Raw genomic sequence first — 16,771 nt, 5'->3', positions numbered from 1 at the left:
TCCACAGAGTTATCCTAGTTATCCACAAGTAAAATGTAAATTCTACTTAGGATTATCCCATACATTTTTTAACAATGCACAGCTTTAACCACTAGTTATACACAACTTATACACTAATTGTTGATAAGTACGCACGTTCTCTATTGACAAAAACGGTCAATGCATACCTAAATTCACTATGATAAACTTCAATTAATGCATTATCATAACGCTGGAGGAGTTTCTTTATGCCATCATTTTTATGGGCCGCTTTAGCGGTTGTTTGTTTTAGTATTATCGTTATTATTATGAGTGATATCATTTACAGATATAAGCTGAAACAACAAATCTCACTATTATGGAAATTACAAAAATCTTTAGAAACATTTATTCGTCCATATCATCGATATGCATATTACTTTGAAACGTACCAAACATCACAGCTCCAAGATAGGATTATCGATGATAAAACATGGTTCGATTTAGATCTACCTAAATTATTTAAACGTATGAATTTTAATTTTACTGCTATTGGCGAAATGCGGTTGTATAGTACATTAAGAAATATGACAACTGTTGATAATGAGTCATTAATCCAATTGTTTAAGTCCAATTCATATATTAGAGAAACTGTAAGTTACCATCTTGCTTTAATTGGAAAGTCAATCTATCCTATTTACCCAGACCAATTAGCGCCGGTTAAACGTCAAACTGTCTTTATGTATTGTACTTATCTACCCTTTGTTGGTTTGTTATTACTCTTTATTGATTTTAAAATTGGCACGATTGTTACATTGATGTTTATTGTACTCAATTTTGTATTAAGTGGTTCATTACGCAAAACATTCGAACAAAATTTAAATTCTATGTATTATACAGCATCGGTAATTCAAAAAGCCTATAAACTACATAAATTAGAAGGCTTGCCACCTCTCGATGTTAACTTCAAACATTTTACAGCATCACGTAAGCTTAGTTGGTTGTTAGGCCGTGCAAATTCTAATAATGACGCATTTTCTATTATGTTATTATTTAAACTCGCCTTTATGGTGGATTATCATATTTTCCACTTAATTCAACATAGTTATAAACGATATGAAGCTGAAGTTTTAGCTTGCTATGACTATATTGCAACTTTAGATAATCATTATTCAGTCGCATTGTGGCGTGAGACATTAGATTATTATGCAACACCTGAAATTACTGATAACTTTATGATCGAGTCTAAAGATGTAACCCATCCATTACTGACCAATGCCGTACCTAATACGTTAACGATTGATTTTCAAATGCTATTAACAGGTTCCAATGCTTCTGGCAAATCAACCTATATGAAGGCAATTGCATTAAATTTAATACTTGCTCAAACAGTGCAAACCGTTACAGCTAATAAATTTAAGTACAAACCTGGTTCGGTATTTACTTCAATGGCTAACCAAGATGACGTTATTTCTGGAGAAAGTTATTTTATGACTGAATTAAAAGCAATTCGTCGTCTTTTTAATGGTCAAAATAACAATTATCGATATTATTTTATTGATGAAATTTTCAAAGGTACAAATACTTCTGAACGTATTGCCGCTTCAGAATCAGTATTACGTTATTTAAATCAACAACCTAATACTCGGATAATGGCAGCAACACATGATATTGAATTAGCGTCATTATTACAACCCGATTATAAAAATTATCATTTTAACGAAACTATTAGTGATAATGAAATACACTTTGATTTTATTATTAAGTCAGGTAAAGCTAATACTCGTAACGCGATAGAACTTTTACGTATCACCGACTTCCCTACTCCAATTTATGAACGCGCTAAAAACAACGTTGAGCATCGCTAACAACCCCAAATTAAAAGAACCGTTTCTGATAAAATAAAGATCAGAAGCGGTTCTTTTAATTTATTATTCTTCTGCACTAATCATCCAAGTGACACCAAATGGATCATTAAACATCCCATATAGTGGTGACCACTCTGTTTGTCCCAATTCCATTGTAGCCACGCAACCACCGTTAATTGCATTTTCGAAAAATGTTACTGCTTGTTGACGTTCATCTTCATTATTATAGTCAAAGGTAAATGTTACTATCGCACCACTGTTATCAATTTTTTTATTCTTCCAAGTATCACTGCAATAAAATGTTTGTCCTAAGATTTCAAAAGTTGCATGCATAGTAAAATCTCCATCAACTTGATATTCTTCTGGCATATCTTTAAACATTTCATCATCGCCACCTACACGATGAATATTTGCCGCGCCTAAATGTTGCTCATAAAAGTTCAATGCTGCTAAACTATTTTTAAAATTAAAATATTGTATTGTTTTCATTTTACATTTCCCCTTATATTATTAGTAGTATATCTAGTACTATAAATACCCAAATTTTATCTATTCATTTATAAAAAACCTTGTAAGTCATATATCAATGACATTACAAGGTTTGTTGACGCTATTCTATTGAAAACATTTCGATATCTAAACTACTATTACCATTAAGTGTCATATCAGCATATTTATTTTCAAGATATAAATAATGGCCAGCCGCACCTATCATTGCGGCATTATCTGTACATAGCTTGACGCTTGGAATAGATAATTTAATGTCTTGTTGTTCACATTGCTCAGTCAACGCAGTTCTGAGACCTTTATTACTGGCAACGCCTCCTGCGACAATTAAATCCGAGACATTATAATCTGCACATGCTTGAAGTGCTTTACCTACTAATACTTCTACAACACTATTTTGAAAACTTGTAGCAACATCGGCAATATTAATTTCTTGTTGTTTTTGACGTTGATTATGCAACTTATTAATCACTGCACTCTTCAAACCACTAAAGCTAAAATCATAACTTTCTTTATCTAACCATACGCGTGGAAAATCATACGTATCGTTACCTGTTGCAGCCAATTTATCAACTTGCGGGCCGCCTGGATAACTTAAACCTATCGTTCGTGCTACTTTATCATAGGCTTCACCTACTGCATCATCACGTGTTTCTCCAATAATTTCAAAATTCAAATGGTCTTTCATATATATTAATTCTGTGTGGCCACCTGATACAATAAGTGCGATTAAAGGAAATTGTAATGGTTCTTCAAGATGATTGGCATAAATATGTCCTGCAATATGATGCACTGGTATCAATGGTTTGTCATATGCAAATGCTAACGCTTTTGCCGCATTGATACCTACAAGTAATGCGCCTATCAAGCCAGGTCCTTGTGTCACAGCAACTGCATGAATATCTTCCATTGTTACATCAGCGTCCTTCAATGCTTCATCAATAGTAGTAGTTATTCCTTCTACATGATGCCTGCTAGCAACTTCTGGAACAACCCCACCAAATCGTTTATGACTGTCTATTTGACTCAATACAATATTACTTAAAATAGTAGTACCATTTTGAATGACGCTAATACTTGTTTCGTCACAACTAGATTCTACTGCTAATATTAACGTTTCATTATTCATTTAAATTCACCCACATGACTAATGCATCCTCACCTTCACCATAATAATTTTTCCGCTTGCCACCGTACTGAAAACCTAATTTTTGATAAACATGCTGTGCCACTGCATTTTCGACCCTGACTTCTAAACTCAATGTGTCACATTTGTTGCGTGAAAATTGAATGACATAATTTAATAACAATTGTCCAAACCCATAACCACGATAGTCACTTGTTATGGCAATTGTTGTAATTTGTGCTTGATCTATCACAATCCAACTTCCAACATAACCTAATATATGTTGGTTGTATTCAATTACAAAATAATGAGCGAATTCATTTGCTTCAAGTTCATGATAAAAAGCATCAATCGTCCATGAGCTATCATTAAAACTATGTCGTTCAATATCGAACACTTGAGGTACGTCAGCTTTGACCATAGGTCTGATTGTTAATTCTTGTTTTGTTGGTTTAGCCAATTACGTTCAGCCTCTGATATTTTTAAGTAATTAGGTTTAAATGTATATACATCATTAGGTACGGTATCTATTAATGAATACATTGTTTTAGCTTGCGGTAAATTCGCGATAAATTCTGCATCTAGTAAATCTTGTAATTTTTCGCTATCTTCTCCGACAAAAATATATGATTGCTGCAGATCATGTAAATGGTTTAATAACGCTTCAATCGTTATATATTGATCATTCATAGCACAATGTAACTGATTATCATCATAATAGTATACTCCAGCATAAACTGCTTCGCGTCGAGCATCAAAAATAGGAACTATCAATTGATTTGTCTTTGAAACTGTTGCGGCTAAAGCTTTTAGAGATGATACTCCATAGAGCTTTATATTTAAGGCATAAGCTAATGTTTTAGCTACTGTAACACCTATACGTAATCCAGTATATGAACCTGGACCTTCAGCGACGACAATAGCATCTAAGTCTTTTTTATCTACATGTGCACTTTGTAATACTTTGATAATAGCTGGCATTAATTGCACCGAATGATTCTTTTTTTCATTAGAATTAAGTTCACTTAATACTTGATCATCTTGCATAACCGCTACAGAAAGTGGTTGATTTGAAGTATCAATCAACAGATAATTCATGTTCTACCTCCTCCTTAATTTGAATATAATGTTTTCCTGTACCAACGAGTTGAATTGTACGTTCATATTCATTGTCTACATCTATATTGATTGTTAAATGTTGTTCAGGTAAATACGGCTTTATAAACTGGCTCCACTCAATTAGTATTACTGCTTCATCTTCAAAATACTCATCGAAACCTAAGTCTTCTTCAGCGTTTTCTAGTCTATAACAATCCATATGATGAAAGTTTAAGTCCTTGCCTTTGTACGACTTGATAATATTAAAAGTCGGTGAATTAATAGTGCGTTTAACGCCTAATGCCCTACCAATAAATTGACTCAAAGTAGTTTTCCCTGCTCCTAAATCGCCATTTAACAATACAACATCTCCTGCAATGAGATGTTTAGCTACAGCATTACCAAAAGCTTCCATTGCTTCCAAATTTGTTATTTTAATCATTCACTTACACCTACTATTTGTCAGAATATAAAATACATATTTAGCTGTATCATATCTTATATTTGCTATTTTGATAATTAACTCTTATATTCTAACAAATTTTTACTACTTTTACTTTAATGTAAACCGTTTAATTAAAAAAAGATAATTGTAAGAATTGAAAGAAAATTCAAAATAATCATTGACATCATTCCGGCGATGTAGTAAATTTAATTTATCAAATTTTTAGATAATTCAAACAACTAATATATTAACCATTCAAACGGAAAGGAGCATAATAAGATGACCTATAATACAACAGTAAATAAACCAACAACTTCAAATATTTTAGTCATTTTATTATGCTTATAGGACTGGAGCTTTAGTATCAATTTACTAAAAGTTTAAGTCCTATTTCTAGTTGAATGGGACTTGAAAGCGTCCCAATAATTTATTGGGACGCTTTTTTATTTTCAATTTTATGGGGGAATTCACAATGAGAAGTGACATGATTAAAAAAGGAGATCACCAAGCTCCAGCACGAAGTCTTTTACATGCAACAGGTGCTTTACAACAACCAACAGATATGAACAAGCCTTTCGTGGCGATTTGTAATTCATATATCGATATTGTTCCAGGGCATGTACACCTTAGAGAACTTGGCGACATAGCCAAAGAAGCCATTAGAGAAGCCGGTGCTATACCATTTGAATTTAATTCAATCGGTGTCGATGATGGTATTGCTATGGGACATATTGGAATGAGATATTCCCTACCATCACGTGAAGTCATTGCTGATGCTGCAGAAACAGTCATAAATGCACATTGGTTTGACGGCGTCTTTTACATACCAAACTGTGACAAAATCACCCCTGGTATGTTACTCGCATCAGTTAGAACGAATGTACCAGCTGTATTTTGTTCAGGTGGACCTATGAAAGCAGGTTTATCATCACAAGGTAAAGCTCTTACATTATCATCAATGTTTGAAGCGGTTGGCGCATTTAAAGATGGTTCAATTACAAAGGATGAGTTTTTAGATATGGAACAAAATGCTTGTCCTACATGCGGATCTTGTTCCGGCATGTTTACAGCAAATTCGATGAATTGCTTAATGGAAGTTCTCGGTTTAGCTCTCCCATATAACGGAACTGCATTAGCAGTAAGTGATCAACGTAGAGAAATGATTAGAGAAGCAGCATTTAAACTTGTAGACAATATAAAAAATGATATTAAACCTCGTGACATTGTTACTAAAGAAGCAATTGATGATGCTTTCGCCTTAGATATGGCAATGGGTGGTTCAACAAACACTGTACTTCACACATTAGCAATTGCTAATGAAGCAGGTATTGATTACGATTTAACACGTATTAATGAAATAGCAAAACAAACACCTTATTTATCTAAAATCGCACCAAGCTCATCTTATTCAATGCATGATGTACACGAAGCTGGTGGCGTTCCAGCCATCATCAATGAATTATTTAAAAAAGAAGGTACATTACATCCAGATCGTATTACCGTAACTGGTCAGACATTACGTGAAAATAATGAAGGAAAAGAAATAACAAACGCTGATGTTATTAGACGCTTAGACAATCCTTATGATAAACAAGGTGGTTTATCAATACTTTACGGTAACTTAGCACCAAATGGAGCAGTCATCAAAGTTGGTGGCGTCGACCCTTCTATTAAAGTATTTAAAGGGAAAGCGATTTGTTTCAATTCACATGACGAAGCTGTAGAAGCTATTGATAACCACACAGTTCGCGAAGGTCATGTCGTAGTTATAAGATATGAAGGTCCAAAAGGCGGTCCAGGAATGCCAGAAATGTTAGCACCAACCTCTTCTATAGTAGGTCGTGGCTTAGGTAAAGATGTAGCACTAATTACAGATGGTCGCTTTTCAGGTGCAACACGAGGCATTGCTGTTGGTCATATTTCACCAGAAGCAGCTTCAGGTGGACCTATTGGGTTAATTAGAGATGGCGACGACATCGTTATCGATTTAACCGAAAGAACATTAGACGTCGATGTCTCAACAGAAATTTTAGAAGCACGTAAGCAAGATGTCCCACAATTCAAAGCAAAAGTAAAAACAGGTTATTTAGCACGATATACAGCTTTAGTAACTAGTGCAAATACAGGTGGCGTAATGCAAGTGCCCGAAAATCTCATTTAAGGAGTGGATGAAAATGGCTAAAAATGTTGAAACGATGTATAAAGACCAACCTGAAGCAATAGAACAATATGAACCCAATGAAGAATATGAACAAACAGAACTGGAAACAGAAACACTTGATGAAATGAAAACAGGTTCTGAACTGTTAGTTGACTCACTTGTACATGAAGATGTAGATTTTATCTTTGGTTATCCAGGTGGTGCCGTTCTACCTTTATACGACACATTTTATGATGGAAAAATCCAACATATTTTGGCACGACATGAGCAAGGTGCAACACATGCAGCTGAAGGTTATGCTCGTGTGTCCGGTAAAACTGGCGTAGTAGTAGTAACAAGTGGACCTGGAGCAACTAATGCAATTACTGGTATAGCTGATGCTTACAGTGACTCATTACCATTAGTAGTCTTTACTGGACAAGTAGCAACAGCTGGTATTGGTAAAGATGCATTCCAAGAAGCAGATTTATTATCTATGACTACACCTATAACTAAACATAACTATCAAGTAAAAAATGTTAATGATATTCCTACCATTATTCATGAAGCATTCCATATTGCTAATACAGGTAGAAAAGGACCAGTTGTTATAGACTTCCCTAAAGATATGGGTATCCTTTCTACTAATGCTCAAGTCAGCGAAAACTTAGACTTGCCAGGTTATAAGGTAGCTAATGAACCTAAATTTGATGAAATTCAAAAATTACGTGATTACCTTAAAACAGCTAAAAAACCACTAGTTTTAGGTGGTGCTGGTATTAATCATGCACAAGCTAATGACGTATTCACAGAATTTGTTAACCGACATCAGTTACCAGTCGTAACAACATTATTAGGTCTTGGTTCAATACCATATGAACACCCCCTATTTTTAGGTATGGGAGGCATGCATGGCTCATACGCCAGTAATATAGCATTAACAGAATGTGATTTATTGATAAACTTCGGTAGTCGTTTTGACGACCGACTCGCAAGTAAGCCAGATGAATTCGCACCTAATGCCAAAATCGTGCATATCGATATTGATCCATCAGAGATCAATAAAATCATTAAAACAGACTTAGGTATTGTTGCTGATTGTAAAGCAACAATCGAAGCTTTACTTGCATTTGAGAGTTATTCAATTAAACATGATGAGTGGCTTACTACATGTTCTAATAATAAGGCTCAATATCCTTTCAGCTATAAAAATGATCAAGATAATTTCTCTAAGCCACAACGTACAATTCAGTATATCGGTGAGATCACAAATGGTGATGCCATAGTAACTACAGATGTTGGTCAACATCAAATGTGGGTTGCTCAATATTATCCATTTAAAACACATGGCCAATTGGTAACGAGTGGTGGCTTAGGTACGATGGGCTTTGGCATTCCAGCTGCTATCGGGGCTAAGTTAGCTGAACCACAAAAACCAGTAGTAGCTTTTGTGGGCGATGGTGGATTCCAAATGACAAATCAAGAAATGGCCATTCTTGAAGAATATGGTCTAGATATAAAAATTGTTATTATCAATAACGGGACTTTAGGTATGGTTAAACAATGGCAAGATAAGTTCTTTAATAAACGTTTTTCTCATTCGGTATTTAATGGCCAACCTGACTTTATAAAAATGGCTGAAGCCTATAATGTTAAAGGGTTTATGATAGATGATCCTACAAAATTGGAATCTCAATTAGATGAAGCCTTTGCACATGAAGGTCCAGCATTAATTGAAGTTAGAATTTCACCTATTGAACCTGTAACACCAATGGTTCCTTCTGGTAAACCGAATCATGAAATGGAGGGCTTAGAATGAGAAGAACATTTCGCACAAGAGTAAGAGACAAAGCTGGTACATTAAACCGCTTAACTAGTATTTTTGTAAGACGTCAATTCAATATCGTCAACCTATCTGCAACACCAACCTTACAAGAAGGTATATCAGATATTACATTTGTAGCAGAAGTGCCAGACAGAGACGTTTTAAGAAACTTACTAACACAACTCGAAAAACAAATTAACATCATTAGTGTGGAAGACATTACCGATACTAACACCTACAATAGAGAGTTAGTATTAGTAAAGTTACAAACCCCTTCTGATCAGTCAGAATTATACAAAGTAATTCAACCATATGATGCGCTAGTATCTATATTGAAGCAAGAAGCGGATTATACTTACCTTCAAGCTTCAGGTCCTCAATATACGATGGACAATTTATTAGATGATCTATCATCATATAGTATTGAACAGATTGCAAGAACAGGTTCAGCAGGAATCATTTAATTTTCGGAAAATTTCGAATTTATTTTAATTACACATGGAGGATTTTATTATGACAACAGTTTATTATGATCAATCAGTAACAAAAGATGCACTACAAGGTAAAAGAATTGCAGTTATCGGCTACGGTTCACAAGGTCATGCACATGCACAAAATTTAAAAGATAATGGTTATGACGTGATCATTGGAATTCGCCCAGGTAACTCATTTAATAAAGCGAAAGATGATGGTTTTGAAGTATTTCCTGTAGCTGAAGCAGCAAAACAAGCTGAAGTCATTATGATTTTATTACCTGATGAAATTCAAGGTAAAGTCTATGAGGAAGAAATCGCACCTAACTTGGAACCAAATAATGCACTAGTATTTGCACATGGCTTCAATATTCATTTTAACGTAATTCAACCACCTGCAGATGTTGACGTATTTTTAGTTGCACCTAAAGGGCCTGGTCATTTAGTACGACGTACATTTGCTGAAGGCAGTGCAGTCCCTGCCCTAATCGGTATCGAACAAGATGCTAGTGGTGAAGCTAAAGATATTGCTTTAAGTTATGCTAAAGGAATTGGCGCTACACGTGCGGGTGTATTAGAAACTACATTTAAAGAAGAAACTGAAACTGATTTATTTGGTGAACAAGCTGTACTATGTGGTGGTGTAACTAAATTAATTCAATCAGGTTTCGAAACATTAGTAGAAGCTGGTTATCAACCTGAAATTGCTTATTTCGAAGTATTACATGAAATGAAATTAATCGTTGATTTAATGTATGAAGGTGGTATGGAAAACATGCGTTATTCAATTTCCAATACAGCTGAATTTGGAGATTACGTATCTGGACCACGTGTTATTACACCAGATGTTAAAGATAATATGAAAGCAGTATTAACTGATATCCAAGCAGGAAACTTCAGTGACCGCTTCATCAAAGATAACGAAAATAACTTTAATGAATTCCATAAATTAAGAGAAGAACAACACGGTCATCAAATTGAAAAAGTTGGTAAAGATTTACGTGAAATGATGCCTTTCATTAAATCTAAAAGCATTCAAAAATAAATGACTAATTAACTTCATAGCATCTGAGATATCAATTCTTATCTCAGATGTTACGAATTAGTTAGATTAACGGGATAATATATTGTTAGGAGATGTTGAAAATGAGTAACCATATTCAAATTTTTGATACTACACTTAGAGATGGAGAACAAACGCCGGGGGTTAGTTTTTCATTCGATGAGAGGTTAAAGATAGCAAAGCAATTAGAAAAATGGGGAGTCGATATAATTGAAGCAGGGTTCCCTGCCTCAAGCACAGGTAGTTTTCAATCAGTTGAAGCAATATCTGAAGCATTATCAACTACTGCTGTATGTGGTTTAGCGCGTTGTGTAAAATCAGATATTGATGCTGTATATGAAGCAACCAAAAAAGCTGCGTTACCACGTATTCATGTATTTGTTGCAACAAGTCAAATACATTTAGAATCAAAATTAAAAATGACACAAGATGAAGTATTAGCTTCAATTAAAGAGCATGTTGCATATGCCAAAGACTTTTTCGATGTAGTTCAATTTTCACCAGAAGATGCAACACGAACAGAATTACCATTTTTAATTGATTGTGTTCAAACAGCTGTAGATGCCGGTGCTAGTGTTATTAACATTCCTGATACTGTAGGTTTTAGCTATCCATCAGAATATGGAAAAATTTTCAAAACACTTCTTGAAACAATTAAAACAGATCATGAAGTCATTTACAGTGCACATTGTCATGATGATTTAGGATTAGCCGTTGCCAACAGTATGGCTGCAATTGAAAATGGCGCCAAGCGTATCGAAGGTACTATTAATGGTATTGGAGAACGTGCAGGTAATACAGCTCTTGAAGAAGTTGCTCTTGGCCTTTACGTTCGCCAAGATCATTATAACAATCAATCCAAAATTAATTTAGCAGAGACCAAACAAACATCCGATTTGATTTCTCGTTATGCTGGTATTAGAGTTCCAAAAAATAAAGCAATTGTTGGTCAAAATGCGTTTAGTCACGAATCAGGTATCCATCAAGATGGCGTGTTAAAAAACCCTGAAACATATGAAATTATGACACCACAACTCGTTGGTGTTAAAACAACTGAATTACCACTAGGTAAATTATCTGGTAAACATGCATTTGCTGAAAAACTTGTAAACCTTGGCTACGATATCGATGTAGATGAACAAAAAGTATTATTTAAGCAATTTAAAGAAATCGCTGATAAAAAGAAAGCAGTAACTGACAGAGATATTCACGCTTTAATTCAAGGTACATCACATGAACAAAGTGCTATTTATCAAGTAGAAACATTACAACTACAATTTGTTTCTAATGGTTTACAAAGCGCCGTCGTCGTCATTAAAGATAAAGATGGCAATATTTACCAAGATTCAAGTATCGGTACAGGTTCTATCTTAGCTGTTTATAATGCCGTTGATCGCATCTTCGACAGAGAAACTGAACTACTAGATTATTCTATTGATTCAGTTACTGAAGGTTCTGATGCTCAAGCTGAAGTACATGTACAATTAAAAATCGGTAATCAAATTGTATCTGGCGTTGGTATCGATCATGATATTTTATTAGCGTCATGTAAATCATACGTCGAAGCACAAGCCAAATATATTGCAGATATTTCTAAGGAAGAAGGTATTCATTCATGAGTTATAAAATCATAGCATTGCCTGGTGATGGTATTGGTCCAGAAATTATGTCAGGTTCATTAGAAATCTTATCACAGTTAAGTCAACAATTTAATTTTAGTTATGAACTTGAAAGTCATGACTTTGGTGGAATTGCTATCGATAATCATGGTACACCCCTTCCAGATAATACATTATCTGCGTGCCAACAAGCTGATGCTGTATTATTAGGTGCAGTTGGTGGTCCTAAGTGGACAGATCCAGCTAATAGACCTGAACAAGGTTTATTAGGTATCCGTAAAGCATTAGGCTTATTTGCTAATATTCGCCCTACTACAGTGACAAGTGAGACTAGCCATTTATCACCACTTAAAGAAAGTAAAGTAGCAGGTACAGACTTTGTAATTGTGCGTGAATTAACTGGCGGTATTTATTTTGGCGAACCTAAACATTGGGATAACAATCAAGCCGTCGATTCACTAACATACACTAAAGCCGAAATTGAACGTATCGCTCGTGTTGGTTTTGAGTTAGCTCAAAAAAGAAACAAAAAGTTAACTTCAGTCGATAAAGAAAATGTTTTATCATCTAGTAAATTATGGCGCCAAGTCGTTAATAAAGTAGCAGCAGACTATCCTGATGTTGAAGTAAACCATTTACTCGTTGATGCTTGCGCTATGCACCTAATAGTAAATCCGTCACAATTCGATGTCATCGTTACTGAAAACTTATTTGGTGATATTTTAAGTGATGAAGCATCTGTTATTCCTGGCTCTTTAGGATTATCACCATCAGCTAGTTTTAGTGAACAAGGCACACGTCTTTATGAACCTATCCATGGTTCAGCACCTGATATTGCAGGTCAAGATAAAGCCAATCCATTCGGTATGTTACTTTCAGTGGCTATGTGTTTACGTGAAAGTTTAAACCAAGATGATGCAGCAACACACTTAGAAAATATCATTTATACTTTGATTAAAACTGGTAAAACAACAACAGACCTTGGAGGTCAGTATACTACTTCTGACATATTTAATTTTGTAAAAGAAAATCTTTAAAGGAGGAGATGTCGTATGGGTAAAACACTTTTTGATAAAGTATGGAATAAACATGTGTTAACGGGTAAAGAAGGTGAACCTCAATTATTATATATTGATTTGCATCTTATTCACGAAGTTACATCTCCTCAAGCATTTGAAGGTTTGAGGCTACAAAATAGAACACTACGTCGCCCTGATTTAACATATGCTACTTTGGATCATAACGTACCTACAATTGATATTTTTAATATTAAAGATGAGATTGCGAATAAACAAATAACTACATTGCAAAAGAATGCTAAAGAATTTGGTGTTCACATCTTTGATATGGGTTCAGATGAACAAGGTATAGTGCATATGGTAGGACCAGAAACAGGATTAACTCAACCAGGAAAAACAATTGTGTGTGGCGACTCCCACACTGCCACTCATGGCGCTTTTGGTGCCATTGCATTCGGTATTGGTACAAGTGAGGTTGAACATGTCTTTGCAACTCAAAGTTTATGGCAAACAAAACCGAAAAATTTAAAAATTGATGTAAATGGTACTTTGCCTCCTGGTGTCTATGCTAAAGATATTATTCTACATCTAATTAATCAACATGGTGTAGATTTTGGTACAGGTTACGCTTTAGAATTTACAGGTGAAGCCATTCGCGCACTCTCAATGGAAGCACGTATGACTATTTGTAATATGGCTATAGAAGCCGGTGCAAAATACGGCATGATGCAACCAGATGACACAACATTTGAATATGTTAAAGGACGCCCTTACGCAACGAATTATAAGTATGATATAGATGCATGGCGTGAACTTTATACTGATGAAGATGCTGAATTTGATAAAGTCATTGAATTAAATGTTTCTGACTTAGAGCCACAAGTTACTTGGGGTACAAGTCCTGAAATGGGTGTCAATTTTAACACACCATTCCCTGAAATAACTGATGTTAATGATGAACGTGCCTATAACTATATGGGACTTAAACCCGGCCAAAAAGCTGAAGATATTGACTTAGGCTATGTCTTTTTAGGCTCATGTACCAATGCCAGACTTTCCGATTTAATTGAAGCAAGTCAAATCGTGAAAGGCAATAAAGTACATCCTAAAATTACAGCAATTGTTGTTCCAGGTTCACGTTCTGTAAAAAATGAAGCTGAAAAATTAGGCATTGATCAAATCTTTAAAGAGGCTGGTTTTGATTGGAGAGAGCCTGGTTGTTCAATGTGCTTAGGCATGAATCCTGACCAAGTTCCTAATGGTGTTCATTGTGCTTCTACAAGTAATAGAAATTTTGAAGGTCGCCAAGGTAAAGGTGCACGTACACATTTAGTATCACCAGCAATGGCCGCAGCGGCAGCAATTAATGGTAGATTTGTAGATGTAAGAAAGGTGGTTGTTTAAGATGGAAGTAAAACCAATTACAACATATAGTGGTAAAATTGTACCACTCTTTCACGATAATATAGATACAGATCAAATCATTCCAAAAGTTCATTTGAAACGTATTTCCAAAACGGGATTTGGTCCGTTTGCTTTCGATGAATGGCGTTATTTAGAAGATGGTTCAGACAATCCAGATTTTAACCCCAATAAACCAGAATATCGTGACGCTTCCATTCTGATTACTGGAGATAACTTTGGTTGTGGCTCTAGTAGAGAGCATGCAGCGTGGGCTATAAAAGATTATGGCTTTGATATTATTATTGCAGGAAGTTATAGTGATATTTTCTATATGAATTGTACAAAAAATGGTATGCTCCCTATTACGTTAGATGAAGCAGCACGTAAACATTTAGCTCAATTCCAAGAAATTACTATAGATTTACCAAACCAAACAGTTACATCACCAGAACAAATCTTCCACTTTGACATTGATTCAACATGGAAAAACAAATTGGTTAAAGGATTAGATGACATTGCAGTAACATTGCAATATGAGCAACAAATCAAATCATATGAAGAATCAAAAGCTTATTAAGCAGCTACTAATTTTAAATCAAAGGTGTGAAAATTATGACAGTAAAAACTACAGTGTCATCAAAGGATATAGATGAAGCATTTTTACAATTGAAAGATATCGCTAAAGAAACCCCTCTTCAAAAAGATCATTATTTATCTCTTAAATATGATTGTAACGTTTATTTAAAACGTGAAGATTTGCAGTGGGTACGTTCATTTAAATTGCGAGGCGCATATAATGCAATTGCTGCGTTAAGTGATCAAGAACGACAAAACGGTATAACTTGTGCTAGTGCTGGTAACCATGCACAAGGCGTAGCCTATACCGCGAGTAAATTAAATCTTAAAGCAGTTATCTTTATGCCAGTCACAACACCACTTCAAAAAATTAACCAAGTTAAATTTTTTGGTGCTTCAAATGTTGAAGTCGTATTAACTGGTGATACATTTGATGATTGTCTTAAAGAAGCTTTAACTTATACTCAAGACAACAAAATGAATTTTATTGATCCTTTTAATAATATTTACACAATTGCCGGTCAAGGCACTTTGGCAAAAGAGATTATCAATCAAGCACAACAAGATGATGTCGAATTTGATTATTTATTTGCTGCAATTGGTGGTGGCGGTTTAATTTCAGGTGTAGGCACATATTTTAAAGATCACTCACCTAATACTTCTATTGTAGGTGTAGAACCTGCTGGTGCCAGTAGTATGTATGCTTCAGTAGTATTAGAAAACCAAATTGTTACATTACCTGAAATTGACAAGTTTGTTGATGGTGCATCAGTCGCTCGTGTCGGTGAAATCACATATGACATTTCTAAAAATGTAGTCGACGATTACGTCCAAGTACATGAAGGTGCAGTATGTTCAACTATTTTAGATATGTATTCCAAACAAGCAATTATTGCTGAACCTGCTGGTGCCCTTAGTGTCACAGCATTAGAACAATATAAATCACACATTAAAGGAAAAAATGTCGTTTGCATCGTAAGTGGCGGTAATAATGATATTAATAGAATGAAAGAAATTGAAGAACGTTCTTTACTGTTCGAAGAAATGAAACATTACTTTATCCTAAACTTCCCACAACGCCCAGGAGCATTACGTGAATTTGTAAATGATGTTTTAGGACCAAAAGATGATATTACAAAATTTGAGTATTTGAAAAAATCATCACAAAATACAGGAACAGTTATTATCGGTATTCAATTATATCATCATAGTGATCTAGAACAATTAAAAGAAAATGTAACAGAATTTGATCCATCAAACATTTATATTAATGAAAATAAAATGTTATATTCCTTACTGATATAAGATTAAAAATTTCAAAATAAATATCTTTGATAAACATAGAAGAAAATGGTACTACTATTATTCAAAATAGTAGTACCATTTTCTTTTTCATATAAAGTAGTACTTTGCATGAAATGCACTAGTACTACTTATGCAATTGCTCCAGCAATTGTATACCTTTTGTCCTGACTTGCTTACCTCTCGTAAGCGCGTTGCGTCACAAGTTTCATTCGTCAGCTTCAATCGCTTTCACTTCGCCTCGTTTCTACTTTTATAATAAAGACCTTGCGGTCTAGATAGTATATTTTTCATATAAAAAAAGAGACCTCTCGGTCTCGGCTCATCGCATCCTATAATTGCCTGGCA

The 16,771-nt window shown here is 34.7% G+C and carries 15 protein-coding genes; 10 read left to right on the top strand and 5 right to left on the bottom strand.

Translation table 11 applies throughout. The annotated features are described in order from the left end of the window. Positions 1 to 227: 227 nt before the first annotated feature. On the top strand, positions 228 to 1,826 hold the full coding sequence (locus CD036_RS07725) for a MutS-related protein (protein ID WP_002509107.1): 1,599 nt from the start codon (positions 228 to 230) through the stop codon (positions 1,824 to 1,826). Between the two features lie 63 nt (positions 1,827 to 1,889). On the opposite strand, the gene CD036_RS07720 is transcribed toward CD036_RS07725, so the two are convergent. The 5 genes from CD036_RS07720 to tsaE all read right to left on the bottom strand — a co-directional run bounded on the left by CD036_RS07720 (position 1,890) and on the right by tsaE (position 4,999). Then, positions 1,890 to 2,315 carry a VOC family protein gene (locus CD036_RS07720; protein WP_002509106.1) on the bottom strand — a complete coding sequence of 142 codons (426 nt, stop codon included), beginning with the start codon at positions 2,313 to 2,315 and terminating at the stop codon, positions 1,890 to 1,892. A 121-nt stretch (positions 2,316 to 2,436) separates the two neighbouring features. Continuing rightward, a complete protein-coding gene (gene tsaD, locus CD036_RS07715) occupies positions 2,437 to 3,462 on the bottom strand; it encodes a tRNA (adenosine(37)-N6)-threonylcarbamoyltransferase complex transferase subunit TsaD (RefSeq protein WP_021459243.1) in 1,026 nt (341 codons plus the stop codon). Further along, positions 3,455 to 3,880, bottom strand: a complete 426-nt coding sequence (gene rimI, locus CD036_RS07710) for a ribosomal protein S18-alanine N-acetyltransferase (protein WP_489337028.1) — start codon at positions 3,878 to 3,880, stop codon at positions 3,455 to 3,457. Before rimI ends, tsaD begins: the two co-directional genes overlap by 8 nt. A gap of 11 nt (positions 3,881 to 3,891) precedes the next feature. Further along, positions 3,892 to 4,557, bottom strand: a complete 666-nt coding sequence (tsaB, locus tag CD036_RS07705; protein ID WP_021459242.1) for a tRNA (adenosine(37)-N6)-threonylcarbamoyltransferase complex dimerization subunit type 1 TsaB — start codon at positions 4,555 to 4,557, stop codon at positions 3,892 to 3,894. Continuing rightward, on the bottom strand, positions 4,538 to 4,999 hold the full coding sequence (gene tsaE, locus CD036_RS07700; RefSeq protein ID WP_002509102.1) for a tRNA (adenosine(37)-N6)-threonylcarbamoyltransferase complex ATPase subunit type 1 TsaE: 462 nt from the start codon (positions 4,997 to 4,999) through the stop codon (positions 4,538 to 4,540). The genes tsaB and tsaE overlap by 20 nt, the downstream gene beginning before the upstream one ends. Positions 5,000 to 5,474: 475 nt before the next feature. On the opposite strand from tsaE, the gene ilvD reads away from it, so the two are divergent. The 9 genes from ilvD (at position 5,475) to ilvA (ending at position 16,426) form a co-directional block, all read left to right on the top strand. Further along, a complete protein-coding gene (gene ilvD, locus CD036_RS07695; protein WP_103388375.1) occupies positions 5,475 to 7,163 on the top strand; it encodes a dihydroxy-acid dehydratase in 1,689 nt (562 codons plus the stop codon). A 34-nt stretch (positions 7,164 to 7,197) separates the two neighbouring features. Continuing rightward, positions 7,198 to 8,961, top strand: a complete 1,764-nt coding sequence (ilvB, locus tag CD036_RS07690; RefSeq protein ID WP_002509100.1) for a biosynthetic-type acetolactate synthase large subunit — start codon at positions 7,198 to 7,200, stop codon at positions 8,959 to 8,961. Beyond that, a complete protein-coding gene (gene ilvN, locus CD036_RS07685) occupies positions 8,958 to 9,431 on the top strand; it encodes an acetolactate synthase small subunit (protein ID WP_002509099.1) in 474 nt (157 codons plus the stop codon). Before ilvB ends, ilvN begins: the two co-directional genes overlap by 4 nt. Positions 9,432 to 9,480: 49 nt before the next feature. Then, entirely contained in the window at positions 9,481 to 10,485 is a 1,005-nt protein-coding gene (ilvC, locus tag CD036_RS07680; RefSeq protein ID WP_002509098.1) for a ketol-acid reductoisomerase, read from the top strand. 101 nt (positions 10,486 to 10,586) lie between these two features. Further along, positions 10,587 to 12,122: a 2-isopropylmalate synthase gene (locus CD036_RS07675; RefSeq protein ID WP_002509097.1), complete on the top strand. Its 1,536-nt coding sequence runs from the start codon at positions 10,587 to 10,589 to the stop codon at positions 12,120 to 12,122. Then, positions 12,119 to 13,159, top strand: coding sequence for a 3-isopropylmalate dehydrogenase (gene leuB / locus CD036_RS07670; RefSeq protein ID WP_103388374.1), 1,041 nt, complete (start codon positions 12,119 to 12,121; stop codon positions 13,157 to 13,159). Before CD036_RS07675 ends, leuB begins: the two co-directional genes overlap by 4 nt. A 15-nt stretch (positions 13,160 to 13,174) precedes the next feature. Beyond that, the gene (leuC, locus tag CD036_RS07665; RefSeq protein WP_103388373.1) at positions 13,175 to 14,545 is read left to right on the top strand and encodes a 3-isopropylmalate dehydratase large subunit; all 1,371 of its coding nucleotides are present in this window, start codon (positions 13,175 to 13,177) and stop codon (positions 14,543 to 14,545) included. Position 14,546: 1 nt separating this feature from the next. After that, the gene (gene leuD / locus CD036_RS07660) at positions 14,547 to 15,122 is read left to right on the top strand and encodes a 3-isopropylmalate dehydratase small subunit (protein WP_103388372.1); all 576 of its coding nucleotides are present in this window, start codon (positions 14,547 to 14,549) and stop codon (positions 15,120 to 15,122) included. A gap of 35 nt (positions 15,123 to 15,157) precedes the next feature. After that, complete coding sequence (ilvA, locus tag CD036_RS07655; RefSeq protein WP_002509093.1) at positions 15,158 to 16,426, top strand: threonine ammonia-lyase IlvA; 1,269 nt, start codon at positions 15,158 to 15,160, stop codon at positions 16,424 to 16,426. Positions 16,427 to 16,771: the final 345 nt, after the last annotated feature.

Source organism: Staphylococcus arlettae (genome assembly GCF_002902345.1).
In the GTDB taxonomy this organism is placed as follows: domain Bacteria; phylum Bacillota; class Bacilli; order Staphylococcales; family Staphylococcaceae; genus Staphylococcus; species Staphylococcus arlettae.
Note: the sequence above shows the minus strand (reverse complement) of the source record. Positions and strands in the feature narration are given on the sequence as shown.

Bases quoted from the DNA above. Each gene is read 5' to 3' on its own strand.
- CD036_RS07725 (WP_002509107.1), top strand. From the start codon at position 228: ATGCCATCATTTTTATGGGCCGCTTTAGCGGTTGTTTGTTTTAGTATT.
- CD036_RS07720 (WP_002509106.1), bottom strand. From the start codon at position 2,315: ATGAAAACAATACAATATTTTAATTTTAAAAATAGTTTAGCAGCATTG.
- tsaD (WP_021459243.1), bottom strand. From the start codon at position 3,462: ATGAATAATGAAACGTTAATATTAGCAGTAGAATCTAGTTGTGACGAA.
- rimI (WP_489337028.1), bottom strand. From the start codon at position 3,880: ATGGTCAAAGCTGACGTACCTCAAGTGTTCGATATTGAACGACATAGT.
- tsaB (WP_021459242.1), bottom strand. From the start codon at position 4,557: ATGAATTATCTGTTGATTGATACTTCAAATCAACCACTTTCTGTAGCG.
- tsaE (WP_002509102.1), bottom strand. From the start codon at position 4,999: ATGATTAAAATAACAAATTTGGAAGCAATGGAAGCTTTTGGTAATGCT.
- ilvD (WP_103388375.1), top strand. From the start codon at position 5,475: ATGAGAAGTGACATGATTAAAAAAGGAGATCACCAAGCTCCAGCACGA.
- ilvB (WP_002509100.1), top strand. From the start codon at position 7,198: ATGTATAAAGACCAACCTGAAGCAATAGAACAATATGAACCCAATGAA.
- ilvN (WP_002509099.1), top strand. From the start codon at position 8,958: ATGAGAAGAACATTTCGCACAAGAGTAAGAGACAAAGCTGGTACATTA.
- ilvC (WP_002509098.1), top strand. From the start codon at position 9,481: ATGACAACAGTTTATTATGATCAATCAGTAACAAAAGATGCACTACAA.
- CD036_RS07675 (WP_002509097.1), top strand. From the start codon at position 10,587: ATGAGTAACCATATTCAAATTTTTGATACTACACTTAGAGATGGAGAA.
- leuB (WP_103388374.1), top strand. From the start codon at position 12,119: ATGAGTTATAAAATCATAGCATTGCCTGGTGATGGTATTGGTCCAGAA.
- leuC (WP_103388373.1), top strand. From the start codon at position 13,175: ATGGGTAAAACACTTTTTGATAAAGTATGGAATAAACATGTGTTAACG.
- leuD (WP_103388372.1), top strand. From the start codon at position 14,547: ATGGAAGTAAAACCAATTACAACATATAGTGGTAAAATTGTACCACTC.
- ilvA (WP_002509093.1), top strand. From the start codon at position 15,158: ATGACAGTAAAAACTACAGTGTCATCAAAGGATATAGATGAAGCATTT.